The organism is Candidatus Gastranaerophilales bacterium, assembly GCA_028696075.1.
In the GTDB taxonomy this organism is placed as follows: Bacteria; Cyanobacteriota; Vampirovibrionia; order Gastranaerophilales; family JAILCC01; genus JAQVHS01.
Genome location: JAQVHS010000002.1, coordinates 185,975 through 212,237, shown reverse-complemented (window position 1 = coordinate 212,237; position 26,263 = coordinate 185,975). Strand labels below are relative to the sequence as shown.

At 36.9% G+C, this 26,263-nt stretch carries 28 protein-coding genes; 22 read left to right on the top strand and 6 right to left on the bottom strand.

Annotated features, from left to right (window positions below; translation table 11 throughout):
- The first annotated feature begins 94 nt into the window (after positions 1-94).
- The 4 genes from PHX18_02475 to PHX18_02460 all read left to right on the top strand — a co-directional run bounded on the left by PHX18_02475 (position 95) and on the right by PHX18_02460 (position 6,890).
- Positions 95-2,161, top strand: a complete 2,067-nt coding sequence (locus tag PHX18_02475) for a PBP1A family penicillin-binding protein (protein MDD3593472.1) — start codon at positions 95-97, stop codon at positions 2,159-2,161.
- An 89-nt stretch (positions 2,162-2,250) separates the two neighbouring features.
- Positions 2,251-3,279 (top strand): hypothetical protein, encoded by a 1,029-nt coding sequence (locus PHX18_02470; GenBank protein ID MDD3593471.1) that lies wholly within the window; start codon positions 2,251-2,253, stop codon positions 3,277-3,279.
- A gap of 76 nt (positions 3,280-3,355) precedes the next feature.
- Positions 3,356-4,222, top strand: a complete 867-nt coding sequence (hisG, locus tag PHX18_02465) for an ATP phosphoribosyltransferase (GenBank protein ID MDD3593470.1) — start codon at positions 3,356-3,358, stop codon at positions 4,220-4,222.
- Between the two features lie 10 nt (positions 4,223-4,232).
- Positions 4,233-6,890 (top strand): valine--tRNA ligase, encoded by a 2,658-nt coding sequence (locus PHX18_02460; protein ID MDD3593469.1) that lies wholly within the window; start codon positions 4,233-4,235, stop codon positions 6,888-6,890.
- On the opposite strand, the gene PHX18_02455 is transcribed toward PHX18_02460, so the two are convergent.
- Positions 6,887-7,027 (bottom strand): hypothetical protein, encoded by a 141-nt coding sequence (locus PHX18_02455; GenBank protein MDD3593468.1) that lies wholly within the window; start codon positions 7,025-7,027, stop codon positions 6,887-6,889. The two genes, PHX18_02460 and PHX18_02455, sit on opposite strands and share 4 nt — an antisense overlap.
- An 87-nt stretch (positions 7,028-7,114) precedes the next feature.
- Between PHX18_02455 and PHX18_02450 the strand changes: the two genes are divergently transcribed.
- The 5 genes from PHX18_02450 to PHX18_02430 all read left to right on the top strand — a co-directional run bounded on the left by PHX18_02450 (position 7,115) and on the right by PHX18_02430 (position 11,590).
- The gene (locus tag PHX18_02450; GenBank protein MDD3593467.1) at positions 7,115-7,330 is read left to right on the top strand and encodes a helix-turn-helix transcriptional regulator; all 216 of its coding nucleotides are present in this window, start codon (positions 7,115-7,117) and stop codon (positions 7,328-7,330) included.
- A 100-nt stretch (positions 7,331-7,430) separates the two neighbouring features.
- The gene (locus PHX18_02445) at positions 7,431-8,162 is read left to right on the top strand and encodes a hypothetical protein (GenBank protein MDD3593466.1); all 732 of its coding nucleotides are present in this window, start codon (positions 7,431-7,433) and stop codon (positions 8,160-8,162) included.
- A gap of 90 nt (positions 8,163-8,252) precedes the next feature.
- Positions 8,253-9,590: a diaminopimelate decarboxylase gene (gene lysA, locus PHX18_02440; protein ID MDD3593465.1), complete on the top strand. Its 1,338-nt coding sequence runs from the start codon at positions 8,253-8,255 to the stop codon at positions 9,588-9,590.
- Positions 9,591-9,686: 96 nt separating this feature from the next.
- Positions 9,687-10,469, top strand: a complete 783-nt coding sequence (gene cdaA / locus PHX18_02435; protein ID MDD3593464.1) for a diadenylate cyclase CdaA — start codon at positions 9,687-9,689, stop codon at positions 10,467-10,469.
- A gap of 2 nt (positions 10,470-10,471) precedes the next feature.
- Positions 10,472-11,590, top strand: coding sequence for a glycosyltransferase family 4 protein (locus PHX18_02430; protein ID MDD3593463.1), 1,119 nt, complete (start codon positions 10,472-10,474; stop codon positions 11,588-11,590).
- Here the strand turns inward: PHX18_02430 and PHX18_02425 are convergent.
- Positions 11,580-11,882: a hypothetical protein gene (locus PHX18_02425; protein MDD3593462.1), complete on the bottom strand. Its 303-nt coding sequence runs from the start codon at positions 11,880-11,882 to the stop codon at positions 11,580-11,582. The two genes, PHX18_02430 and PHX18_02425, sit on opposite strands and share 11 nt — an antisense overlap.
- Before the next feature lie 68 nt (positions 11,883-11,950).
- Positions 11,951-12,913: a cysteine synthase A gene (gene cysK, locus PHX18_02420; GenBank protein MDD3593461.1), complete on the bottom strand. Its 963-nt coding sequence runs from the start codon at positions 12,911-12,913 to the stop codon at positions 11,951-11,953.
- Between the two features lie 80 nt (positions 12,914-12,993).
- On the opposite strand from cysK, the gene nadA reads away from it, so the two are divergent.
- From nadA to mnmA, 12 genes are all read left to right on the top strand, one after another.
- On the top strand, positions 12,994-13,914 hold the full coding sequence (nadA, locus tag PHX18_02415) for a quinolinate synthase NadA (protein MDD3593460.1): 921 nt from the start codon (positions 12,994-12,996) through the stop codon (positions 13,912-13,914).
- Positions 13,915-14,019: 105 nt separating this feature from the next.
- Complete coding sequence (gene rpsE, locus PHX18_02410) at positions 14,020-14,604, top strand: 30S ribosomal protein S5 (protein MDD3593459.1); 585 nt, start codon at positions 14,020-14,022, stop codon at positions 14,602-14,604.
- 13 nt (positions 14,605-14,617) lie between these two features.
- The gene (gene rpmD, locus PHX18_02405; protein ID MDD3593458.1) at positions 14,618-14,806 is read left to right on the top strand and encodes a 50S ribosomal protein L30; all 189 of its coding nucleotides are present in this window, start codon (positions 14,618-14,620) and stop codon (positions 14,804-14,806) included.
- 19 nt (positions 14,807-14,825) lie between these two features.
- A complete protein-coding gene (gene rplO, locus PHX18_02400) occupies positions 14,826-15,275 on the top strand; it encodes a 50S ribosomal protein L15 (GenBank protein ID MDD3593457.1) in 450 nt (149 codons plus the stop codon).
- An 11-nt stretch (positions 15,276-15,286) separates the two neighbouring features.
- Positions 15,287-16,615, top strand: coding sequence for a preprotein translocase subunit SecY (gene secY / locus PHX18_02395; GenBank protein ID MDD3593456.1), 1,329 nt, complete (start codon positions 15,287-15,289; stop codon positions 16,613-16,615).
- The gene (locus tag PHX18_02390) at positions 16,612-17,262 is read left to right on the top strand and encodes an adenylate kinase (protein MDD3593455.1); all 651 of its coding nucleotides are present in this window, start codon (positions 16,612-16,614) and stop codon (positions 17,260-17,262) included. The genes secY and PHX18_02390 overlap by 4 nt, the downstream gene beginning before the upstream one ends.
- Before the next feature lie 125 nt (positions 17,263-17,387).
- Positions 17,388-17,843: an Hsp20/alpha crystallin family protein gene (locus PHX18_02385; GenBank protein MDD3593454.1), complete on the top strand. Its 456-nt coding sequence runs from the start codon at positions 17,388-17,390 to the stop codon at positions 17,841-17,843.
- Positions 17,844-17,939: 96 nt separating this feature from the next.
- Positions 17,940-18,725, top strand: coding sequence for an alpha/beta hydrolase (locus PHX18_02380; protein MDD3593453.1), 786 nt, complete (start codon positions 17,940-17,942; stop codon positions 18,723-18,725).
- Positions 18,726-18,754: 29 nt separating this feature from the next.
- Positions 18,755-21,256 carry a DUF3536 domain-containing protein gene (locus PHX18_02375; protein ID MDD3593452.1) on the top strand — a complete coding sequence of 834 codons (2,502 nt, stop codon included), beginning with the start codon at positions 18,755-18,757 and terminating at the stop codon, positions 21,254-21,256.
- Positions 21,253-21,396: a hypothetical protein gene (locus PHX18_02370; GenBank protein ID MDD3593451.1), complete on the top strand. Its 144-nt coding sequence runs from the start codon at positions 21,253-21,255 to the stop codon at positions 21,394-21,396. The genes PHX18_02375 and PHX18_02370 overlap by 4 nt, the downstream gene beginning before the upstream one ends.
- Positions 21,397-21,403: 7 nt before the next feature.
- Positions 21,404-22,018, top strand: a complete 615-nt coding sequence (locus tag PHX18_02365) for a hypothetical protein (protein ID MDD3593450.1) — start codon at positions 21,404-21,406, stop codon at positions 22,016-22,018.
- On the top strand, positions 22,008-23,063 hold the full coding sequence (mnmA, locus tag PHX18_02360; protein MDD3593449.1) for a tRNA 2-thiouridine(34) synthase MnmA: 1,056 nt from the start codon (positions 22,008-22,010) through the stop codon (positions 23,061-23,063). The genes PHX18_02365 and mnmA overlap by 11 nt, the downstream gene beginning before the upstream one ends.
- Position 23,064: 1 nt before the next feature.
- On the opposite strand, the gene PHX18_02355 is transcribed toward mnmA, so the two are convergent.
- Positions 23,065-23,910 carry an alpha/beta fold hydrolase gene (locus PHX18_02355; GenBank protein MDD3593448.1) on the bottom strand — a complete coding sequence of 282 codons (846 nt, stop codon included), beginning with the start codon at positions 23,908-23,910 and terminating at the stop codon, positions 23,065-23,067.
- Between the two features lie 124 nt (positions 23,911-24,034).
- On the opposite strand from PHX18_02355, the gene PHX18_02350 reads away from it, so the two are divergent.
- Positions 24,035-24,850 (top strand): 1-acyl-sn-glycerol-3-phosphate acyltransferase, encoded by an 816-nt coding sequence (locus tag PHX18_02350; protein MDD3593447.1) that lies wholly within the window; start codon positions 24,035-24,037, stop codon positions 24,848-24,850.
- Here PHX18_02350 and PHX18_02345 read toward each other — a convergent pair.
- Both PHX18_02345 and PHX18_02340 read right to left on the bottom strand, forming a co-directional pair.
- Complete coding sequence (locus PHX18_02345) at positions 24,843-25,616, bottom strand: hypothetical protein (GenBank protein MDD3593446.1); 774 nt, start codon at positions 25,614-25,616, stop codon at positions 24,843-24,845. The genes PHX18_02350 and PHX18_02345 overlap by 8 nt on opposite strands.
- Positions 25,617-25,618: 2 nt before the next feature.
- Entirely contained in the window at positions 25,619-26,248 is a 630-nt protein-coding gene (locus PHX18_02340) for a hypothetical protein (GenBank protein ID MDD3593445.1), read from the bottom strand.
- Between the last annotated feature and the right edge of the window lie 15 nt (positions 26,249-26,263).

Genomic DNA, 26,263 nt, shown 5'->3' with positions numbered 1-26,263 from the left:
TCAGGCAGTATATTTTATTATCTGCTTAAATTATTTACACAAAATTCATTAATGTATTACAATATATCTGTAAGATAATTAATCGGAATTAGACATGAGAAATCGAAAACAAGGATTTATCGCATATTTTGTAGTATTTTGCTGTGCTATATTTTTAGCTGCGATAATAGTATTTAATCTGTACATGAATTCGCTTAAACCTATAAAAAATCTGGAAAATTTTATCCCCAATTATGTAACACAAATTATATCAAGCGATGATGTTATAATTAAAACTTTCGGTGTTTATAAAACAACCAAAGTCGACGCTGCGGAAATCCCGGATACACTCAAGAATGCTTTTATATCAATAGAAGATAAAAATTTCTATAAACATGAAGGCTATGATTTATTGGCATTGACCCGCTCAACGGTTGTTAACTTGCAGGCAAGAGGATATAAACAAGGCGCAAGTACAATTACCCAGCAGTTATCAAGGATTTTATTCTTATCTTCCGAAAAAACCTGGACAAGAAAGCTCAAAGAACTTATCATTGCCCGCAGAATAGAAAAAACCCTTACAAAACCAGAAATTTTGGCAATGTATATGAATAATGTTTATTTAGGGGAAGGCGCTTATGGTGTTGCCGCTGCTGCCGATGTTTACTTTAACAAAAAACTTTCCCAGCTCACCTTGCCGGAAGCTGCATTAATAGCGGGACTGCCTCAGGCACCATCGGTATATTCGCCGTACCAGAACCCCGAATTAGCACAAAAACGCCGCAATCAGGTTATAAAAAGAATGCTGGTTAACAGATATATAACCAAAGAAGAGTACGCAAAAGCAATTGATGCCCCTATCAAACTAAGAAGCGAGTACGTTTCATATTCACAGAATAAAGCGCCTTATTTCACAGACTATGTAATGAGGGAATTGAATGCTTTAGGCTTCAGCGAAGATGAAATTTCGCAGGGCGGATACAAAATATACACAACTTTAAACTATGAATATCAGCAGGTAGCGCAAGATAGACTTTGGAGCGATGTGAAAGCCTACGGCTATACCGGACCAAAACAACAGGCAGCGTTATTTTCATATGAAACCGCGACAGGTAAAATCCTTGCATATATAGGCGGCAAAGACTACTCCAAAAGCCAATTTGACCGTGTTACCCAAGCCATAAGACCGCCCGGAAGCGCGTTTAAGGTGTTAGTCTATACATCAGCCGTAGAGCAGGGTATGTCCCCTAACATGTTGTATAAAGATGCGCCTTTTACAATGGGAGATTGGTCGCCGGCAAACTACGGCAAAAAATACAGGGGCGAATTACCTGCTTATATGGCGCTGGCTTATTCTTCCAATGTAATTGCCGCTAAAATAATTCAGGATGCAGGCGTTAGTAATGTTATACGCCTTGCCGGCAGGATGGGAATTAACACCCCTCTTGAGAATGACCCTACTATTTGTCTGGGTTCAAACGGAGTTAAACTTATAGAGCTTACAAACGCTTACGGAGTTTTGGCAAACGGTGGAATTTGGGTCAAACCTTATTCCGTTGAAAGAGTTGTTACGGCTTCAGGCAAAGAATTATACAGCGCATATCCTTCGTACAAAAGAGTTTTAACTCTTGATACCGCCGCAAAGGTAGTTGAAATGATGAAAGTTGTAGTACAAAAAGGTACGGGTCAAGCGGCTAAGATTGGACCTCACATAGCAGGTAAAACGGGTACAACTGATGATTACAGAGATGCCTGGTTTGTGGGTTTTTCTCCCGATATTGTTACGGGGGTATGGGTCGGCAACGATGATAACCTTCCTATGGGCGGACTTACAGGCGGTACTCTTCCTGCTAAAATTTGGGCAGACTATATGAGAGTCGCAACTCTAAATACCAAAGATAAAGAATTCCCGTTCCCTAAAATTGAGCTTAACGCTAACGAATTTAAAGAAGAAGAAATTGTTGTAGAAGAAACTTCCGAACAATCAGAAATCGATGACGCTCAACAGAATACGACAGAAGCCGGATACACAGATGAAACAGGCGAAGTAAAATCAAACAGTCCAAAAACTTCTGACGCTGAAAAATCTGCGCAGCAAGCGCCTTCTATGCCTCCGATGCCGGCGCCGAAAATCATTCAGCCGAATTTTAAAACACCTTCCGGAAATACCGAAGGTCAATAAATAATACCATTGCCCCGGAGTTTAAACGGGGCAATTTTTTGGGCTGAAAATTTTTTATTAAAGTAAGGGTAATTATTAAGGGATATTCAGTGGTAGATAAGATTAAACCTACGGGCATAAATAATTATGCTGAAACAGGAAAAGCTTTAGTAGCTTCAACAAAGCCTGAAAGTTCAGCTACAAGTATATTCAGTAAAATATCAAAGTCCAAACTTGTAAAAGGCGGGCTTTTAGGAGCGGGTCTTTTAGGCGGCGCAGCGGTAATGATATTTTTCGCGCCAAAAATCAGCCGTTATTTTGATAAGAAGAAAGCGGAAAAAGAAGAAACAGCCGCAAAAACCGAGATAGAAAAATTTGTCAAAACCCACATCGGCGAAGGAAAAGACAATTGTAAATACTTGGCGCAATCTTTGATACGGGCGCACGAAGAATACCGAAGCGATATTTATAAAGATGCAACCGGTAAATACACCACCGGCTACGGACATTTAATAACAAAACAAACCGGCGATATAGAAGCAAATCTTGAAAAAGATTTAGAAACCGCAAAACAACATACAAAAATTCAAAATATCTCAACCAAAATTGAAAAAGGAAAGCCGAATACCAATCAAATCTTAATGCTTTTTTATTCGGATATGTCGGCACACGAAAAAAATGCAATAAGTTTGGCAGGTGGAAAAGAGAAATGGGACAAAATACCTGCCGCTAAGCAAGCTGCTATTTTGAGCCTTTGTTTTAATGTAGGCAAAGGAAAAATAGAAAAGAAAAAAGACGGAACACCGACAAATTTCATAACCAACTTTAAAAACGGCGACTGGGAAAAGGCTCAGGATGAATTGGATTTTTACTCTGCAGGCGGTACAACATTGTCAGGACTTATAAAAAGAAGATACGTAGAGAAACTCCTCATTAATGACGGAAAACTAACCGAAACCTCAAAAAAACAACTGACAACAGCTTATAACAAATATATAGAACAAATGGGATTGTTAAACAAAGCGGTAAAAGGATTCCCTGCGAAAAAATCTTCGTTTGAAGAAGTGGAAAAAATCCTTCTTGATGATAAAAATTCAACGTTAAAACAAAACTATTCAACACTTCTTGGCTGGGAATAAAGCGATTATTTGATTTTTTGTGCTGTTTTCATACTTTTGTCTTATAATGTCATTGTAGATTACAAGAGGCAAATATATGGACGGCTTAAAAATTGCTATTCCAAACAAAGGCAGGATGTCTGATGATATCTTTGAATTGTTGAAACGTGCAGGCTTAAATTTTGAAGGTAAATCAGAACGCACACTAAACGTCAAAACCGAAAACGGTAAATACGAGATAGTATTCGTAAGAACAAAAGACATTCCGAACTTCGTCCATTCAGGCGCTTGTGATATAGGTTTTACTGGACAGGATGTCGTTTATGAGGCGGGGTTAGCGGTAGATGATATTTTAACGCTCGATTTTGGACATTGCAAAATGGTTGTAGCCGTTAAAGAAGAGGATTCTTACAAATGTGTAGCTGATTTGCCTGACGGGATAAGACTTGCAACTTCTTTTCCCAACGTTGCAAAAAAATACTTTGCCGAATTCAACAAAACACCTGAAATCGTAACTGTTTCAGGAGCTACAGAAATTATGCCCCGTATGGATTTAGTAGATGTAATAGTCGATATAACTTCAAGCGGCTCTACTTTAAAAGCCAACAAGCTAAAAATTATAGGTGAAATTTTTTGTTCAAGCGCCGTTGTTATAGGCAAACCCGATATAAAGAAAGAAAAATCATCTGAAATAGAAGCCTTTGTAAGAGCAGTGAAATCAGCTCTTGCGGCAAAGGAAAAGAAATATTTGATGGCTCATATCCCCAAAAGTGTTTTGGATGAGGTAAAATCTTTTCTACCGGGGCTAAGCTCTCCGACTGTTACAACTTTGCACGGAAATGACAATGCGGTCGTTGTTCATGTTGTTGTAGATAAAAATAAAATTTATGAAAGCGTAGATAAACTGAAAAAATTAGGCGCATCAGGTATCTTGATTTTGACGGTTGACCAGATGATTGAATAAGGCAAAAACCATGGAAAGTACAAAAATGCAATATGATATTAATTCAATGCCTACCGCTTATGAAGCGTTGGAAACCGAGGCGGAAATATACAACCTGTGGGAAAAGAACGAGTGCTTTAAAGCAGACGCAGAATCTGAAAAGCCGCCATACTCCATAGTCATCCCTCCGCCGAATGTTACGGGTGTGTTGCATATGGGACATGCACTTGACGGTACTTTGCAGGATATTTTAATACGCTATCACAGAATGTCGGGTTATGAAACCTTATGGCTGCCGGGTACTGACCATGCCGGCATTGCAACCCAAAATGTCGTTGAAAAAAAACTCAGAGAAGAGGGCAAAAACCGTTTTGATTTAGGCAGGGAAAAATTCCTTGATATTGTTTGGGCTTGGGCTAACGAGCATAAAAGCGCTATTTTAAGCCAGTTCAAACGGCTTGGTGCATCTTTTGACCTTTCAAGAGAGCGTTTTACTTTAGATGAAGGCTGCAGCGAAGCTGTTAAAGAAGTTTTTGTTTCTTTGTATAATAAAGGTTTGATTTATAAAGGCGCCTACATTGTTAACTGGTGTCCACGCTGCCGCAGTGCTATCAGCGATATTGAAACGGAATACAAAACAGAACAGGGGCATTTGTGGGAAATATCATATCCCCTGAGCGACAAAGTCGGTGCGATTGTAGTAGCAACAACTCGTCCCGAAACAATGTTCGGAGATGTTGCGATTGCCGTTAACCCTAACGATTATAAATACAAAGACTTAATCGGCGAAACCGTTATTATACCTTTGACAAACAGACGGATTCCAATCATAGCCGATGAATATGTGGATTCTTCCTTTGGAACGGGCGCTGTTAAAATCACACCTGCCCATGACCCTAACGACTACGAAGTCGGCAAACGCCACGGGTTAAAACCATTGTGGATAATGGACGAAGATGCTAATATGCTGGATTGTGATTTAGTACCCGACTCTATAAGAGGATTATCAAGAGAAGAAGCGAGGAAAGAAACTATCGGACTTTTACGCTACAAAGGCATTTTACTTGATGAAAAACCGCACGAACATAACGTAGGGCATTGTCAGCGCTGCGGAACGACTATTGAACCTTATCTGTCGGAACAATGGTTTGTTAAGATGAAACCGCTTGCTGAAAAAGCAATAGAGGCTATCCATACAGGAGAATTGAAGTTTATCCCCGAACGTTGGACGAAGATTTATTTGGACTGGATGGAAAACGTACGTGATTGGTGTATTTCTCGTCAATTATGGTGGGGGCACCAAATTCCCGCATACTACCGCAAAGACACGGGCGAAATGGTCGTAGCAAAGGAAAACCCCGACCCTAATCTATACACGCAAGATGAAGATGTTTTAGATACGTGGTTTTCATCAGGATTGTGGCCGTTTTCTACAATGGGATGGCCGAGTACGGATAACGCCGATTTTAAAAAATTCTATCCTACTACAACCCTTGTTACAGGCTTCGATATAATTTTCTTCTGGGTAGCAAGAATGGTCAATATGGGCTACGAATTTACGGGCAAATCACCCTTTGAAACCGTTTACATCCACGGTCTGATAAGAGATGAACACGGTCAAAAAATGAGCAAATCAAGGGGCAATACCATTGACCCTGTCGAAATCATAGACAAATACGGCTGCGATGCGCTGCGATTTACTTTGACAAGCATGTGTACTTACGGCGGTCAGGATATTAAAATAAGCGATGAAAAATTTGAGTACGGGCGCAACTTTGCCAACAAAATCTGGAACGCTTCAAGATTTGTACTTATGAACCTTGAAGGCGTGGACGATAAAGAAATTGATAAAGAAGCGCTTAGCGTAGCGGACAAATGGATTTTGCAAAAACTGTCAGAAACCTCCAAAGAAGTGAACAACAATATGAAAAATCACAGAATAGGCGAAATCGCTTCTGTGTTATATGATTTTTTCTGGGGTACTTATTGCGACTGGTATGTGGAGCTTGCTAAAATCCAGCTTGCTGATGAAACTAAAAAAATTAATACCCAAAGGGTTTTGCGCTATGTTTTAGAGCGTTCTTTGAGGTTATTGCAGCCTATTATGCCGCATATTACAGAAAAAATCTGGCAGATTATACCTTTTGATACTTATAAAGACGGTGAAAAATTCCTTTTAAAAGCGCCTTACCCTCAGGATTTGAATTTGAATTACCAAGAGGCTGTAGCTCAAATGGACAAAACCATTGAAGCTGTTAAAGGTTTACGCAATTTAAGACAGTCGCTGAACGTTGCTGTAGGTACCAGGATTAATATAAGTATATATGGCGATAAAGCGTTATTTGAACAAACGCAGGCATTTTTAAAACGTATGGCAAGGGTTGAGAATGTTGAGATTTCTGATGAAAAAATTTCTCAAGTTCCGCCGCAAAGCGCTTCTTGCGTTGTAGGTGATACTACTATCATAGTACCTTTGGCAGGCATTATTGACTTGGACAAAGAAATAGAAAGACAGAACAAAAAAATTACAAAGCTCGACACCGAGAAAAAATCCCTGGTTGGGCGCATGTCTAATCAAAACTTTGTTAAAAATGCGCCAAAAGAAGTCGTAGACCAAACTAACGCACGCATAGCGGAACTCGACAAAGAAATCGAAGCTTTGCAGGAAATTTTGAATAATCTGATTTAAAAGTATTCCAAACATTCTTTAAGTTTGAGTTGTATTTTTTCCGTAATATAGCTTCTGCCTTCTAATATAAGATTATTTTCTTCAACGTATTTTAATGCGTAAGTTAATACTTCATTTAAGAAAAAAATATTAGTCATATTTTTTCCAAATCATTATTCATAACCGGTCTACCCTATTGATATTTATCAATGACATTATTTTGACAATAAAACATAATTGAGAAAATGCAATACGATAAATTGGGCTTATACATTAAAAATAAAAGACTGAAAGCAGGTAAATCTCTAAATGGTTTTGCGTTAGAGAACGGCATTGAACCTGCTGTTTTATCGAGAATAGAAAATCTTAAGCAAGGGATTAAGCTTGATGCCCTTTTTAAAATAGCAAAGGGATTTGGACAATCTCCCGCTGAATTTTTACTGACGTTTGAAACAAAATAACGGTTTAACTCCGTGACCGTTAAATAAATTAATTAATAAATAGCAAATTTTGTTTTTATGAGTTTTAATACAGTGCTATGCAATGAAAAGGTTAGTTCTAATGAATAGTATCAATGCTGTATACCATTTCCAAGCTTTCACTCCGCCTGCAAGAGTTCAACAGGATAATATCTCCCCGCCTGCAAAAGTTCAGCAGGAAAATGTCCCCCCGCCCGCAAACAAAAATGATAATACAACACCGACAAAAGCAATATTAGGCGGACTTATAGGACTTGCCGTTATTGGTGCGGGAGTTTATTTTGCCGTCAAACATAAACAGTCCGGCAAAATAAAAAAAGCATTTGAAGAAATCATGGGAGACGGTTCCTCAAAAAACCTTTCTCTGAAAAAAATCTTTAATAAAAAATATAACAGCTACAATATTATTGCAAAAGACAAAGCTACCGGTCATTCTGTAAACACTCTTGTTTTCAGGGCTGATGATTCGTTAAGACAAGTTATTAAATACGATGAGCTCGGCAAAATTGCAGAAAAAACAACGCTGCAAAAAGACGGCTCCAAAATAGTTACCAGCTATCAGGATGGCTTAAGGTATAGCGTAGACAGATTAAAGAACGGGAAATATTTACAAAAAACCGATTTAAAAATCGGGGAAAAAGGCGTAAATAATATCAAAGAATTTGATATCAATACAGAAAGTTGTGTAAAAGATACATGGTTTAAAAAAAACGGAAAAACTAAAGATTTAGTTGTGGAATTTGAACCGCACAATCAAACCACCTTCTTTAATGATGACGGTACAATAAAAGAAGTTCTGAAAAATAACATTTAACAACTACAAGGTTTACAGCCGCTTCTGTTTTTATTATAAAAATATTCATGTTAAAATCTGATTGTTAAAGTAGATAATCAGAGAAGAGCTATGCAAGAAACAAAAACGGATAACCAAAGTATTATGCCTTACACGGCTAAAATCAACAAAGAAAATCATTTAGAAATCGGCGGTTGTGATTGCGTTGATTTAGTTGATACATACGGCTCGCCGCTTTATGTTGCGGATGAGCAGACAGTAAGAAGAATTTGCAGGCAGTACAAAGAAGCCTTTGCCTCATATAAAAATATTAATATGATGTATGCAAACAAAGCCTTTGCCTCCCGTGCAATGTGCAGACTTATGGCACAAGAAGGGTTTGGGCTTGATGTGGTTTCGGGCGGAGAGCTTTATACAGCGTTAAAATCCGATTTTGATTGTTCAAAAATCCTTTTCAACGGTAACAATAAAACACAAGAAGAGTTGGAAATGGCTATAGATAATGGCGTGGGACGCATATCAGCAGATAATTTCCTGGAACTTGCGCTTTTAGACAATATTTTGAAGTCAAAAAACAAAACACAGGATATTCTGCTCAGAATCACCCCCGGTATTGAATGCCATACCCATGAATATATTCAGACAGGACATTTGGACAGCAAGTTCGGATTTGATTTAACCCAGCTGAAAGAAGCTGTGGAATTAATCCGTGACGAGTATACAAACCTCAATTTAAAAGGACTTCATGCCCATATCGGTTCTCAAATTTTTGAAACGCAGGTTTATTATGACGAAGTTCAGGTGTTTTGTGAAACTTTCAAAAAAATAAGAGATGAGTTTGGTATTGAATTAACAGAGATGAATATCGGCGGCGGATTAGGCGTAACATATATAAAAGAAGATACCCCGCCTTCAATTTTTAAAATAGCCGATGTAATTATTAAATCTATAAAAGACGGTATGCAAAAATATGATATCAAAGAAGAACCCGTCATTTACATTGAGCCCGGCAGAAGTATTATCGCAACAGCAGGTGTAACTTTATACACAGTGGGGTCGTCAAAAGTTATCCCGCAAACAGGCAAAAAATACGTGGCGGTAGACGGCGGTATGGCTGATAACCCCCGCCCAAGTATGTATCAGGCAGAATACAGCGCGGTTGTTGCCAATAATGTTAATGATGACAATAAAGAAATTGTAACTATTGCGGGTCGTTTTTGTGAATCAGGTGATATTTTAATAAAAGATATTGAACTGCCGATAACTCAAGAAGGCGATATAATCTGTGTTTTTAACACCGGGGCTTACGGTTACTCCATGTCCAGCAATTATAATCGTGTACTTAAACCTGCTATGGTATTGGTAAATAACGGACAATCTGATATTATTATAAGAAGGCAGTCTTATGACGACTTAATTTGTCATGATGAAATTCCGCAGCGATTGTAAAGGAGAACCAAGCTGGAAGCTCTTAACAGTATTATTCATACCAGATTTGCAGAAGCCGTTAACAGCTTTAGCCAGCCTACGGTAATATTTGAATTATTGGTAATAGCCGTTATTATCATAGGGTTTTACCTCAATTTTATTAAACGCTCCGCTTCAAAAAAGCTCTTCAACGGAATATTCAGTATCATTGCTTTATTTATCTTTTCTAAAATACTGATTATGCTTAACTTGCTTATTTTAGGCAGGTTTTTGGAAGGAATAAGTACAATTTTGCTATTCTCTCTGGTGGTAATTTTCCAGCCGGAGCTGCGAAAATTCTTAGGTTATTTAGGTCAGCACAGTTTTATTCATAAAACCCTGTTCTCAATGCCTAAAACCTCAAACCCGAATGTTAACTTTACCAAAGAGCTGTTTGAATCGGTTAAATATCTAAGCAAATCTAAAATAGGCGCCCTGATTGTTATTCAGGATGATGAAAATATGACGGGATACTCGGAAGTCGGCACAAGGCTAAACGCCGCTATTTCGAGCGAACTGATATTAACTATTTTCCATCCCAACACCGCTTTGCATGACGGCGCTCTTATTATGACAAAAAATAAAATTTTAGCTGCAGGGGTATTGCTGCCTCTGACTGACGACCCTGAATTAAGCTGGCAATACGGTACAAGACACAGAGCCGCTATCGGTATTACAGAAATTACGGACGCGGTTTGTATCGTCGTATCGGAAGAAACCGGGCATGTTTCGCTGGTAGAAAGCGGGAGAATCAAAAAAATTGACTCTCTTGAACTCTTTACACTTGAACTGCAAAAAATTTCAAACGAATTTGACGCTCAGGGTAAAAAAGGATTTAGCTTTAAAAAAAAAGTTAGTTAGAGATGAAGAAGTTAGCACTTATTATTGATTCTTTGGATAAATGTTTCCCGCAAGACGGTAAAATAAGAGGCGGCGCTAACAAAGTAAGTGCGCGGCTTATTGAAAATTTCATTGCAAACCCCGAGATTGAACTGCATATCTTCTGCGGACTGTCTTCCGTTGATAAAATAGAAGGGGTTAATGACATTAATATTTTAGGATTTTGTCCTTTTAGTGATATGGCTGGATTTTTTGAAAAAATAAAAAAACTGCTTGACGAAAGTTCTTACGATATAGTTTTATCCAGTGATGTTTTGGCGCCTTACGGCAATATCATGGTGCATTCACACAGTGTTATTTATAAAAATAAAAACTGCAAACCCCTATGGCTGACGGCAATACTTAATATTTTAAACCGCAAAAAAATACTAAAATTCCAAAACCAATTCACCGGGCTAAACCAAAAAGTGTTTGCAATGTCTGATATGGTAAAAAAAGATTATATTGAGAACACCATCTTTGATGAAAGCAGTATTTTTGCGGTCTATCCCGGAGCAGATGAGCCTAAAAATCTGACAAGGCGGCAAAATAAAGTATGTACTTTCGGCATTGTAGCAGGCAGTGCAATAAACAAGGGCGGACACATGTTTGTGGCGGCGCTTTGGCTTTTAAGCCTAAAAAACAACAATTTTAAAGCAAAAATCATTCATTCTAAATACAAAAAAGATGTTCTGATGAAATTTCTTTTGTCTTTATTTAATTTGGGCAAAAGAGTTGAAATCCTCGACTATAATGTTGACATGGACGAGTTTTATAACGAACTGGATTGCCTTGTTATGCCTTCTGTAAACGAAGCCTTCGGGCTTGTGCTGCTTGAAGCGGCATCATATTTTGTACCTACCGTCGCAAGCTCTACTGCAGGCAGCGCCGAATTATTACAAGACGGCAAAAACGGGTTTATTTTCAGACGGCAAAAACATGGGATTTTTAACCTTGCAGCCAAAATGAATACTGTCCTGAATTTGTTTTACAAAGACAAAAACCGCTACAAAGAAATTTGTGCAAACGCACAAGAACTAAGCGCAACCTATACTTGGAAGCGTTTTGCAGACGAAGTCTGGGAGATTCTCACTACTCGTTAAAAGAATAATAAAGGTTGTTTATGATTTCTACGCTTACTTCTTTTTGAGTTTTTAAATCAGCGTTCCTTAAGTATTCAAAGGCGTTATAGACTTCTTCTATTTCGTCATACCAGCGCTGCTCAAACACTCTGAACACTACAAACTTATCGGTTTTTTTAATATTTAACTTTTTCAACTTTTTTATAATAAAAGCAGCACACTCTTTTTGTTTGCTTTCATCGGAATTTTTGATTAAACTTACGGCTAAGCTTACCGTAGGGTCTATATCATACCAGCGTTTTGGCTCGTTCAAGGTTCTGTTCCTTATATATCTTTTTTTATAATCTAAGCATATTATATCTGTAAAAAATATTCAATATTTTACTTATTGGAATCTTCATGAAAAAGTTCTGTGTTTAAGTATCTTTCGCCGTTATCAGGCAAAATACAGACAATAAGTTTTCCTTTATTTTGTTCTTCTTTCGCAAGTTCAATAGCAGCAGCCAGAGCAGCGCCTCCTGATATGCCGCATAAAATCCCTTCTTTTTTGGCAAGTTTGCGCGCCATACCTATAGCAGTTGTGGTATGCACCCTCATTATAGTGTCAAAGTAATCCAAATTTACAATTGCGGGAATAAAACCCGGTCCTATCCCCTGTATGCCATGCGGACCTTTAGGGTGTCCTGTAAGTACCGAACTTTCATAAGGTTCAACAGCCACCGTTTCAAGCAACGGTTTTTTAGATTTAAGCTCTTTGGCAATCCCCATAAGGGTTCCTCCCGTGCCTATTCCCGATATTACTATATCGACTTTGCCGTCAGTGTCATCCCAGATTTCACGTGCCGTTGTTTTTTCATGAATCTCAGGGTTTGCCGGATTTTTGAACTGATTTGGGATAAATACATCAGGAATGGTTTTTGATAATTCAACAGCTTTATTTACAGCGCCCTGTCTTCCTAAAGCAGGGTCCGTCAAAATAATCTCCGCACCGTAAGCCTTCATAAGCCTTCTGCGTTCTACACTTACGCTCGATGGCATAGTCAAAATCAACCTGTATCCTTTTAGTGCGCATATCATTGCAAGAGCTATGCCGGTATTCACGCTTGTAGGCTCAACTATAGTGGATTTGCCGGGTTCTATAAAAAATAACCTTTCTGCGTGTTCTATCATATTTAAAGCAGCTCTGTCTTTAACAGAACTTGACGGATTAAAACATTCTAATTTGACAAAGACTTCCGCCTCACAATCCCGGGTTAATTTATTAATTTTAACAAGAGGAGTTTTTCCTATAAGTTCCAAAATGTTTTTGTAAGCCTTCATCCAAAGCCCCTTATAGCAGTCCATCGAATTATTATAGCATATTTTTTGAGTTTTTTCTGTCAAAAAATATCTTTAATGTATAATTTTTACATAAGGACAAGTACATGACAGATAAAACGTTTTTTATTAAAAAAATAAATAAACTTAAAGAAGAAAAAAATGCGGTTATTTTAGCCCATTGCTATCAAAATATTGAAGTGGATAAAGTTGCCGATTTTGTCGGTGATTCACTGTATTTAAGCCAACAGGCGGCTTATACCCGCGCGGAAATCATTGTTTTTGCCGGCGTATATTTTATGGCAGAAACGGCTAAAATTTTGTCCCCCAATAAAAAAGTCTTATTGCCCAGATTAGAATCAGGCTGCATGATGGCTGATATGATTAATCTGGAGCAAATGAGAGAGTTTAAGGCTAAAAATCCCGATATTCCCGTCGTCTGTTATGTTAATTCCACTGCGGAAGTTAAAAGCGAATCTGATATTTGCTGCACAAGCTCTAACGCTGTTGCGGTTATCAAATCATTAGGAGTGCCTAAGGTTTTGTTTGTGCCTGATACGTATTTAGGCAAATTTGCCCAGTCGCAGCTTGATGGCGTGGAAGTCATCACTTACCCCGGATTTTGCCCTACGCATTTGCGCATTTTGACCAACGACATAAAAACAATGAGAGAAAAATACCCTGAAGCAATGGTTTTAGCGCACCCTGAGTGTCATCAAGAGGTTGCAAAAATGGCTGATTTTGTCGGTTCTACCACACAGATTATGAACGAGGTTAAGAAATCTTCTCCGGATGAATTTATTATTGCAACGGAAAAAGGAGTTGTAGACAGGCTTGAGAGAGATTTACCCGATAAAAAATTCTATTTGGTTACACCAAAAGCCCTTTGCCACAACATGAAATGGCATTATCTGGAAGATATTTACAACGCACTTTTAAACGAAGAGCATGAGATTTTTGTGGATAAAGACGTAGCAGCAAAAGCCTATGCCCCTATCGAAAAAATGGTTAATTTAAAATTAAAATAATTGCTAAATTATTTGACATAAAATCATGTTTTAGATTAGATAATAATGCCAGTATTGCAAAAAGTATATTGCAATATAATTACAAAACTAAGAAAGGTCAACATCGTGGTAGAAAACATTGAAAACACGCAGAGCGAAGAAAAAGTTGAAAGACTTGAAAGAGTAGAAAGAACAAAACGCTCCAGAAAAGAACCAAAAGTTGAAAAACCTGCTTCTGATTGGACAGAAAGGGTTGTTCAAATTAGCCGAGTCACCAAAGTAGTAAAAGGTGGCAAAAAGCTTAGTTTTCGTGCAGTTGTAATCGCAGGCGACGGAAAAGGTCGTGTAGGCGTAGGGTGCGGAAAATCAAGCGAAGTAATCGGTGCAATTCAAAAGGCAGTAGTAGATGCCAGAAAAAATTCCATTTCCGTTCCTATATTCAAAACAACTATTCCTCACATCATAACAGGAAGGTCAGGAGCCGGAAGCGTAATATTAAAACCTGCCTCAGTAGGTACAGGAGTTATCGCAGGCGGTGCTGTAAGGTCTGTACTTGAACTTGCGGGAATTGAAAATATTCTCAGCAAATCATTGGGTTCCAAATCACCTCTTAATGCAGCCAGAGCTACAATAGATGCTCTTGTTAAATCAAGACCGTTTAAAACAGCTGCTCAAAGAAGAGGACTGTCAGTAAAAGAAATGTTAAGTTAAGAGGATTAGAAAAATGGCAACAGCAACAAAAAAAGTTAAAGTACAATTAATCAAAAGCCTAATCGGGTCATCTGACAAACAAAAAAAAGTGGTAAAATCACTTGGATTAAGCAAGCTTAACCAGGTAGTCGAACACTATGACAGTGCTACTATCCGCGGAATGATTAATAAAGTTTCGCATTTAGTAAAAGAAGTTGGATAATCAGGAAAGAGGCTAAACAATGGAAACTATAACAATAACAGATTTAAGACCGGCAGAAGGCGCTACACATTCTAAAAAAAGAGTGGGCAGAGGTCGTGCATCAGGGCATGGTAAAACCAGCACCCGTGGTCATAACGGAGAAGGACAACGCTCCGGAAGAAGCAAAAAAAGAGGGTTCGAAGGCGGACAAATGCCCGCTTACAGAAGAGCTCCCAAGCTAAAAGGCTTCGAAATAGTTAACAGGGTTGTTAATTATGAATTGAACGTGTCTAAGTTGGATAAAATTTCTGAAAAAGAAATTGACTTGGATTTATTAAAAGAGCTTGGTTTAGCTCCTAACAATGCACAGGCACTCAGAGTACTCGGCAACGGAGAAGTTAAATCGGCAAAAACTATTAAAGCCAGACATTTTAGTACTTCTGCTAAAGAAAAAATCGAAGCGGCAGGCGGAAAAGCTGAGTTAGTATAATGCAACAAAAAATGAAGTTACCTACATTTAATGACATAGTCGGCAATTGGGAAGCAACAGGATTAAAATCAAAGTTAATATTCACTTTCGTTATGATTGTTCTTTTCAGGCTGGGCGCTCAAATTCCTTTATTTGGTATAAACAATCAGGTATTTATGAATTTGGCGGCAGGTAACAACATTATAGGATTTTTGGACATGTTTTCAGGGGGCGCGTTAGGAAGAGTTTCTATCTTTGCCCTCGGAATCGGTCCTTATATCACAGCTTCAATTATTATGCAGTTAATGACTGCTATTATTCCTCATTTGGAAACCCTGCAAAAAGAAGACGGCGAAGCCGGAAGACGTAAAATTTCCCAGTACACAAGGATTTTTACGGTATTTTTAGCAATGTTCCAATCAACAATTTTTATAGCTTATCTTCATAAGCTTCCGAATTCTATAATGCCGCACGTAAACCCTGCATTATTTTCCGTAGGCGCTATCATTGCTCTTACAGCAGGAAGTATGCTTGTTATGTGGCTTGCAGAATTAATTACGGAAAAAGGCATCGGCAACGGCGGGTCTATGCTGATTTTTGTCGGTATTATAGCAGGTATTCCGCTATATATGGATAGAACGGCTACATTGATAGCGGCAGACCCGACTAAACAGTTTGCGTTGTTTTTGCTGCTTGTAATATTTCTTGCAACTTTGGTTCTTATTGTAATTATGCAGGATGCCGTAAGAAAAGTTGTAATCATTAACCCCAAAAGGCAGGTAGGCAACAAAGTTTACGGCGGAGTAAACACTTTTATACCCTTTAAACTGAACCCAAGCGGAGTTATGCCCATAATCTTTGCAATCGCTATCTTGCTATTCCCTCAAACTATATTAGGAGTTTTAGGCAACGCAAATATTCCTATTCCTTATTTCAAAGGCGCTATAACCTTCATAAGCAACCACATATTAAATCCTAATAAAATCCCTTATTACCTTATTTATTTTGGTTTAATATTTTCACTAACCTTCTTCTATGCTTCGATTATGCCGAATATGCAGCCAAAAGACATAGCCAATAACCTAAAGAAATCAGGCAGCTCTATTCCGGGAGTCAAACCGGGTAAACCCACTGCTGATGCTTTAGATAAAATTATAAGCAGAATTACATTCCTCGGAGCGTTAGGATTGGGCATTATAGCTTTAATTCCTAACATTGCCAGCGGTGTTACGGGGATTACTACTCTTCAGGGTATTGGGTCTACTTCCCTAATCATCATGGTTGGGGTTGCGCTTGATTTAATTAACCAAATTAAATCTTATTCGTTGTCAAAACAGTATGAAGGATTTTTGAAAAAATGAAGACAGAAATAATCTTTTTAGGACCTCCTGCGTCAGGTAAAGGTACGCAAACAGACAGACTTTCAACAGAGTTCAGCTTACCTCACATTGATACAGGTAAATTGTTAAGAGCAGAAATTGAAGCAGGCAGCGAAGAAGGTAAAATCGCTAAAGGCTTTATGTCCCAAGGTCAATTGGTACCTGCGGATTTGGTTTCCAAGATTATTATTAAAAAAGTAATGAGCGATGAAGCCAGGAACGGTTATATTCTGGATGGTTTCCCCAGAAGCATAGAACAGGCGGATATATTGGAAGAAGCGCTTGCAAACGCAGGGAAAAACAACTTTGATAACAGAATTGTAGTTAAGCTTGTAGTTGATGAAAACATGCTTTTAGACAGAATTATTAACAGAAGAATGTGCAAAAACTGCAATAAAATATTCAGTCTTAAAAATTATACTTCCGATATTTGTGATGAATGCGGCGGCGAACTTTACCAAAGAAGCGATGACAATGAAGAAACCGCTAAAAAGCGTTTCGACACTTACAATGAACAAACAAGTCCTTTATCGGAATATTATGCGCAAAAAAGTTTGTTAAAAGAAGTTGACGGCAACACTTCGCCTGAAGCAGTTTACCAAAATATTTTAAACGTTTTAAATAACTAATACTAACTAACCTGATAAGCCTATAAGAACTTATTTTTCGGTCTTTTTTTCATGCTCCTTTACGGGAATGAAAAGATGCTTATATTTTTCTACAATAATCTTGTGAAAATATAAGGAGATTTGTCATGAAATTTAGTTTAATAAAACAACAACCGTCGTATTTTTTTGAAAATATGCATGAAGATTTAAACAGGTTCCTAAGAGATTCATTCGGCGATAACGATTTTTTAAGCACGGCAAAAATGCCTCAATTATGGCGTCCTGCTTTGGAAGTCAAAGAAAATAAAAATGATTACAAAATCAAAGCTGAGCTTCCGGGTCTGAATAAAGAAGACATTCAGGTAGAAATTGAAAAAAATCAGGTAAGTATCAGCGCCGAAACAAAATGTGAAGAAGAAACTTCCGATGAAAATGTTCATTTGAGCGAATTCAGATACGGAAAATTCTACAGAAGCATTCCTCTTGATAACCCTATAGAAATAGATAAATCCGATGCGGAATTTAAAAACGGTATTTTAAAAATTACTCTGAAAAAAGCAGAAACCAAAGAAAACGAAACAAAAAAAATACAGGTTAAATAATACGCTAAATGCCCTTAATTATAAATAATTAAGGGCATTATTTTTTGTCTGCGTTAATGTTTTTATTAAATTTGAATTATATGCTAAAATACTATTATGAATATGAAAAACACAATAATTTTAATATTAATTTTAGCAGTTGGAATATGTTTTTGCGCTGATATTGCATTTGCACAATCAAAAAAACGCACCACCAGAATATTAGAAATTCAAACCGGCGACGAGCTTATCATATCATCAAAATTAACCCTGCCTGCCTCTGCAACCTCTAAGAATAAAGTACCGTTAGTAGTTTTCCTCCATTCTTTAGGCGGTGATATTAGCGTATATGATGTTATGGCAGAAGAGTTAAAAGCAAAAAATATAGCCTCTTTGGCAGTAATCTCCAGAGGGCATTCTCAAAGCCTGACCTATATGAGCGGGAAAAAATCTTATTGGCAAAATTTTTCCAATAAACAGTTTGCCCGATATCCTTCGGATATTATTACCTGTATAGACTTTATTAAACAAAATTATGTTTCAATAGATGTAAACAAAATAGCAATAGTAGGTTCTGATATTAACGCTAATGCAGCCATTCTGGCGGCTGTAAAAGGCGGGAAATCCAATATAAAAACATTGGTATTGTTTAACCCTTCTATATCATTTAAGGGTCTTGAAATCAGGCATAGTTTAGTTAAATATGGCAACAAGCCGATTATGATTATAGCCGGTAAAAAAGACAAAATCCATCACAGTGCCGCTATGGAATTGTATAAGTACGCTCAGGGACATGTAGAGCTTGTCATACTGGACAACAGTAGTACAGGCGATAATATTATAAAAACCAACATTGCGGTAAGAAATAAAGTCATAAGTTGGCTTGTAACTTATTTAAAATAAAAGTTTGATAATTTGATAAGGTTAGCAAAATGAGCACAAATAAAAAATATTTAACAATACACGGGCATTTTTATCAGCCTCCAAGGGAAAACCCCTGGCTTGAAGCAATTGAAGTTCAGGAAAGTGCCAAACCTTTTCATGATTGGAATGAAAGAATAGATTACGAATGTTATAACCCTAACAGCGTTTCACGTATAGTTGACGGCAATAACAAGATTATAGATATTGTAAATAATTATGAATATATAAGTTTCAACTTTGGACCGACTTTGTTATCCTGGCTTGAAGAATATGATTCAAAGACTTACGAAAGAATTATAGAAGCCGATACAGCAAGCCTGCAGGAACGTGACGGGCATGGGAACGCACTGGCGCAAAATTATAACCATATTATAATGCCGCTTGCAAATGAAAGGGATAAATATACACAAGTTATTTGGGGAATAAAAGACTTTCTATACCGTTTTGGGCGTAAGCCTGAAGGAATGTGGGTAGCAGAAACAGCTATAGATTATGATACCGTTGATGTATTAATTGACTGCGGTATAAAATTCACGATATTATCACCGTTTCAGGCTTTAAAAACAAAAGAAATGGCACCAACTGCCGCTTGGGTTGATGTTTCAGCAGGTAATATCGACCCTGCACGGTCTTATCGCTGCTACTCCAAGTCTGACCCCGAAAAATATCTGGATGTATTTTTCTATGACGGCTCTATTTCTAAATCAGTCGCATTTGATAACTTACTGCAAAACGGTGAAAAGTTCATTTCCAGATTAAAAGACGGAACATGCCCTTGCCGAAATTATAACCAGCTTGTAAATATTGCCACAGACGGCGAAAGTTACGGACATCATACTAAATTCGGTGATATGGCTCTATCTTACGTTCTTAGAAACAGAGCTGAAAAAGAAGGCTTTACAATCACAAATTATGCGCAATATCTGTCTTTAGAGCCGCCAAAATATGAAGTGGAATTGAAACCTGTGTCATCCTGGAGCTGCTTCCACGGTGTAGAGCGCTGGAACAGCGATTGCGGATGCCAAACAGGCTCACAGCCGGGCTGGAATCAAAAATGGAGAAAGCCTTTAAGGCAAGCATTGAATTACCTGCGTGACGAGTTAATTACTATCTTTGAAGAAGCAGGCGGAGTGTATTTCCAAAATGTTTGGAAAGCCCGAAATGATTATATTGATGTGTTATTAGACAGGAATCAAGATAATATAGAACAATTTATAGCTAAACATCAAAAATATACCCTGGAAAATGATGATGTTGTTCAGGCAATAAAATTGCTTGAAATGCAGCGCCAGTCTCTACTGTCATTTACAAGCTGCGGATGGTTTTTCTCTGAAATTTCAGGTATCGAAACCTTGCAGATAATGAAATACGCCGCCCGTGCCATACAACTAGCAGGTGAATTTTCAGACAAAGATATCGAAGGCGAGTTTTTGGAGATTTTGGATCAGGCGAAAAGTAATATCCCTGAATTCGGAACAGGAAAACAAATATATGAAAAATGGGTAAAACCCAGTGTTGTTGATGTTAAACAATTTATCAGCCATTGGGCTATCACGTCTTTGTATCAACAGCATGAAACAACCAGTGATTTATACTGCTATGAAATGGTCAAAAAAGATTACCGTATGGTAAACAAAAACAGGACCGACTTGATTGTGGGAAGAATAGAAGCAAAATCCAAAATTACAATGGAAAAACATGATATGATTTTTGCTCTTTTGCACTTTGGCGGAGAGGATTTCCAATGCGCCATTAAAGATTTCACAGGCATTACAGATTATAATTCAATGAAATCAGACCTTATAGAAAAATATGACAGATGTACACTTACAGATGTAGTCAGAGCTATTGACGAATATTTCGGCAAAGAATACTACACTATTACTAACCTGTTCACAAAGGAAAAGAAAGCTATTTTGAGCAATTTGTTAAGCGAAAAACTGGACAAATTTGTCAACACCTTTAACGAATTGTACTCTGACGGCAAACCTTCAATTTTACAGCTTAGAGAAATAGGGCTTGAAACACCCATGGAGTTCAAAATTGTTGCAGAGTACATTATAAGTAAAAAGTTTAATAACCTGATAAAAAATGCTGAAAATCTTATCAACGATGAATTGGTACAAAAATGCTTGTATTATATAAAAGAAGCGCAAACCTTAAGTGTCAAATTGCACAAAGAACCATCAAGAAAGATTTTTGAAGCTAAAATCCTCAGAAATATAAAGAGGCTTATTGAAAATACCGATATTTATCAGGCTCATAAACTTGTAAATATTTTAAGTGTCAGCAAACAGCTTGATATCAATCCGCAAATAAGAGAGGCTCAAAATATTTATTTTCAAAAAATATTTAAAATACTGCCTCTTATGATTAAAGATTTGGGCAGTTCTCATCGTTTAAAAAATGATAAAATTCTGTTAAATCATCTTATAAATATAGGTGAATTACTGGATGTTGATGTCAAAGAATTGTATATTAAACTAAGCAATGTGAAGGAACCGAGATGAGCTCAGAACAAGAACAAATCCAGCCTAAAGAATACATATTCAAATTAAAAAAAGGCGAATACGAAATAGAATTAAAATCCACGGACGAAGCTTTTATTCAGGAACAGATGGATATTTGGCGGAAACAAATGCTAAGGTAGGTATATTGTGGAAACCTATACTGTCAATATTACAAATAGTACGCTTAGCGTTTCTTTGTCAACAAATGATAAAGCGTTTATTTTACGCGAAATTGATGAACTGCTCAATCTTATGTACCCTGAAAGCCAAAAAAGCGAACAAAAACTAACCTTAAAAAAAACTAAAGAAGTTAAAACTGATATTCAACCGCAATCGGAACAGGAACAAATTAAAGAAGATACGCCTGCTGAAAGTCCGGCATCCGGTAATTTTGCGGATATTCTAAGCAAAAAACTCCAAAAAAATGTGCAAAATGTGGTGGAAAAACAAAATTCCGAACTTGAAAATGCTTATCAACAAATGCAGTCTATAATAAAGGACAAAAACCTGACAACTGATTTAGACTATATAATAACGGCCGCGCATTGTTTGCATCATTTTGAAAGCTTAAACCGTTTTACCCAAAAACAAATTAACTCAAAAGTTTATCCGTTTTTAATGAAAGATATTGATTCTGATATCTTCGATAATGCTATTAACGAAGATTATATAAGAATACTTCCTGATTTTACCGGTGTTTCGGATATAATTGAGTATGAAATCACGCAAAAAGCGGAAGAGTATTTTTCAAATGAATTATAAAAATAAAAAAGTTGCCGTTGCTTTAAGCGGTGGGGTAGACAGCGCTGTTACCGCACTGTTGCTTAAAAATCAAGGTTGTGAAGTATTGGGTATAACAGGATTAATGGTTGAAGACAGAGATACCCCTGCCTTCATCGCAGGTGCAAAAAAAGTTGCGGATGCGATAGGTATAGAGCATTTTGTCTTGGATTTAACTTGTGATTTTAAAAATGAAGTAATCGAGTATTTTAATAATTCCTACAAAAAAGCCCAAACCCCAAACCCCTGCGGTGTTTGCAATAAAAAAATCAAATGGGGCAGAATTTTTGATTATGCAATAAATGAGCTTGGCTGCGATTATTTCGCAACCGGACATTATGCTGACATCAACTGCCATAACGGCGTATACAGGCTTGAGCGCGCAGCTTGCGATAATAAAGACCAGCTTTACTTTTTATTTGATTTAACGCAAGAACAGCTTGCAAAGACTTTATTTCCTTTGGGAAAATATTCATCAAAAGACGAAATCAGACAAATTGCCGCAAAAAATAATCTGCCCAATAAATCCAACAAAGACAGTCAGGGTATCTGTTTTATAAAAAAACCGCTTAGTGTAAAAAAATATCTCTTAAACACCCTAAAAGTAACAAGAGGGAAGTTTGTTAACATTAAAACAGGTGAAGTCGTCGGAAAACATGACGGATATTTCCAATATACAATAGGGCAAAGAAGAGGGATAGGGGTATCGGATACTTACCCTTTGTACGTTTGTGATATAAACCCTGAAGAAAATACAGTTTATGTAGGGTACGAACAAGATACATATTCAAGTGAACTTAAAGCAAACAAGGTAAACTGGCAGCAGAGCGAATTTAAAGATAAAGAATTTAAAGCTCTTGCTAAAATCAGATATAATACAGAAGCAAAACCCTGCAGAGTTTTGCCTGACAAAGAAGGGTTCAGGGTCCTATTTGACGAGCCTGTATTTGCCATAGCTAAAGGTCAGATATGTGTTATATATGATGAAGACAACAGCTTCTTAATTTGCGGCGGCAGGATTGTCTAATCTACTTCAAAGTTTTTATAAATTTTAATATTTCCTGATTATGCCAATAAGGGTCTTCATGTTCGCCTTTTTCTGAAATGTACAATTTTGTAGCAGGATTTTTTTTGTTAAGCTCTATACTCATCTCATAAGGGATAAAAGAATCAGGCTTGGAATGGAGTATCAGAGTACTTGAGTTGATTTTGTCTATCTTTGCCAAATTATCAAATTTTTGTGTTACAGGCACCAGGGTAAATACAACACGGTTCAAAACATATTGAAAAGGGTTATTACTGAGCAGTTTTGCTCCGTATTTTTTCATATCATCCATACTTGTAAAAGCGGCTTCTATAATAACACCTTTAAATTTATGCTTTGTTGCGGCTTCGGTAGCAACAGCACCGCCCAAAGAATGCCCCCAAATAATAATATCATTTTCGGTTATGTTATAGTCGCTGCAAATATGTTCTATAAATTTGTCCAAATCACTGTATATCCCTTCTTCAGAAGGCTTATTGGTACTTTGTCCGTAACCCCTGTAATCATATAGAATAACAGGATAATTATTCTGAACCAGGAATTTAATTTTCTCCTGAAAGTAGCTCATATTACGAAAAGTACCCTCTGTATACAATATGGTAGGTTTATCTTTTTCTCCTCTTATATACCAGTAGGAAAGAACTGTATCATCATCAATTCTCTGTGAATTTGCCGTAAATTTATCAAGCAAATATAATTCCGGAGGCAGATAAGCTTTTTCAGGGTGATAGACAGACTTTTTTTCCACATCAAATGCGTATACATAAATATAAAATACGGATATTAAAAATAAAGTAAATAAAATAACTTTTTTAAATGTAAATTTCATCAGCTTCCACTCTTAATTCAATGATTCTTCATTAGTATTATAGTATAAAAGATTAATTATTACTTAATATTTGACCCCATGTTCAGATAATATAGTATAATAATTAAACTGAGATTTGATTTATATGTTTATAGTAAAAGATAAGATGAAAAAGAATTTTAGAGAAGAACTTTACGATTATATCCCGCCTTCACTTCGCCGTAAAAAAGCGGATCCTTTTATTAAGGCGAAATTTAGTCCATTTTGGATGATGATTTGGGATTTTTTTGTTAGCCAGATGATTAGCAGGCGCTTTTATTCTATCAGGATAAAAAACCTGAAACATTATGACGCGATTGACCCTGATGCGGCAACAATTTTTTATGCACAGCATAATTGCTGGTGGGATGGTATTATTGGCTATTATTTATGCAGAAATATTTTAAAAGTTCCTATGAATATTATGGTGGAGGATTTAATAAAATTTCCGCTTCTTGCTAATGTAGGTGCGTTTTCTGTCGATAAAAAATCGCCAAAATCCACTTTGCATGTGGTAAATTATTGTGCGGACTTTTTAACAAAAGAGAAGATTAACTTATGGCTGTTCCCCCAAGGTGTTATCAAACCACCAAACCACAGACCTTTGGAATTTCAGAAGGGTTTAACCTACATAGCGCAAAAATGTAAAAAAATTAATCTTATACCCGTTGCAGTTCAATATCCTTTTGTAAGGCAAGGGCTGCCGGAAGTTTTAATTGATATGGGCAAACCTATCTTTTTGGACAAAGATATTAATCGCAGTGAATACACCGCATTTTTAGAGAATGATTTTACCAATATGCTTGAGAACCAGCTTACAGAAATTTCCAACGGTGAAATATACAAGTATGAAATATTCTGGAGAAAAGCGGACGGCTTCGGCAAAACTCTTGAAAAAATCTTCAAAAACAGAATTAAGTAAGCGCTCTAATATCGTTTAAGAACGCTGTATTTGTGCGGATTTTTTTAATTTCCTCGACATCAACGGTTATCCGCAGAGCGGTTTGTTTGTCCTCAGCCTGAATAATTATATCTCCCCAAGGGTTGACCGCCATCGAGTGTCCTGCAAAATTATTGCAGCAGGCGCCGCACGATACCAAACAGCATAAATTTTCCAAAGCTCTTACCCTGTTTAGCAAAATCCAATGTTCAAGACGTTCCGCGCCCCAAGCCGCAGGAACAACAAATATTTCTGCCCCGTCTTGAGCCATTTTTCTGAACTGTTCGGGAAATCTTAAATCATAACATATTGCAAGCGCATATTTTATTCCTTCTATATCAACTATTTTTGTGTCAACACCGTTCGATACAAACTTCCCCTCTGTGCTTCCGCAATGCGAAAATGTATGAATTTTCCTGTATTTTGATATGATTTCACCTTTTCTGTTCAAAACCAATGTTGTATTATAAAATTTACCCTCATGAGTTTTTTCAAAAAAACTTCCGCCTATTATATTTGTATTGTATTTTTCGGCAATGCCGCTTAAAAACGTACTTATAGGTCCTATAGTATTTTGAGCTGTTTCGGGTATATGGTCATAATCAAGTCCTGTTATAAACAACTCCGGTAAAATAACCACATCCGGCTTAAAATCAACATTTTCTCTAAGCATTTTGCTTACGGTTTGATAATTTTTCACCTGATTACCGATTAACGGCTCAAATTGCAGTGCCAGTACCTTTACCATATTTAATTTCCCTGAAATTTGTAAGGAAGCTCCCTTGTCATGATAACTTTTGCTTTGTTATTATAATATTTGTCCTGATACCAGCGTCCCAAAAATTTGCCTTTATCATTATAAACAAATTCATCGTATTCGCTTTGCGCATATACAACAGAGCCTAATTTACCGTTCATATAATATTGGGCTGATGAAACGGGGTAGTCGTTATAATTTTTATCAAAAATTTCCACGCTGAACAAATTCCCGATTGCGTTGTAATAATAGCAATGTTTAGGATTTTTTTTATAAATTACACCATAAGCATAAAGTATTTTTTTCATATAAAACCCTGCTATTAATCTGTCCTGAAGATTAGTTTGACCGGTTTTCAGATAATACATATTCATTGGATAGTTTGGATCCTTTTGAAAATCATTGTATTTTTCTTTTAAATAATTCTTATCCATTGTTCTAACTAATTTGTCGGTAAAAAGCCGGTCTTTCAAATTTTGTATTTCCAAATCCCTGTCATTTTGAGTGAGTTTTGGCCAATTAAACTCAACTCCGCCTTCTAAAACAGCAGCGTTAGCGAGCATTAACGGTGTATAAACAAACATAAATAATATAAAAATTATTAGTATTTTAATTTTTTTCATAAAAACCGCCTTCTT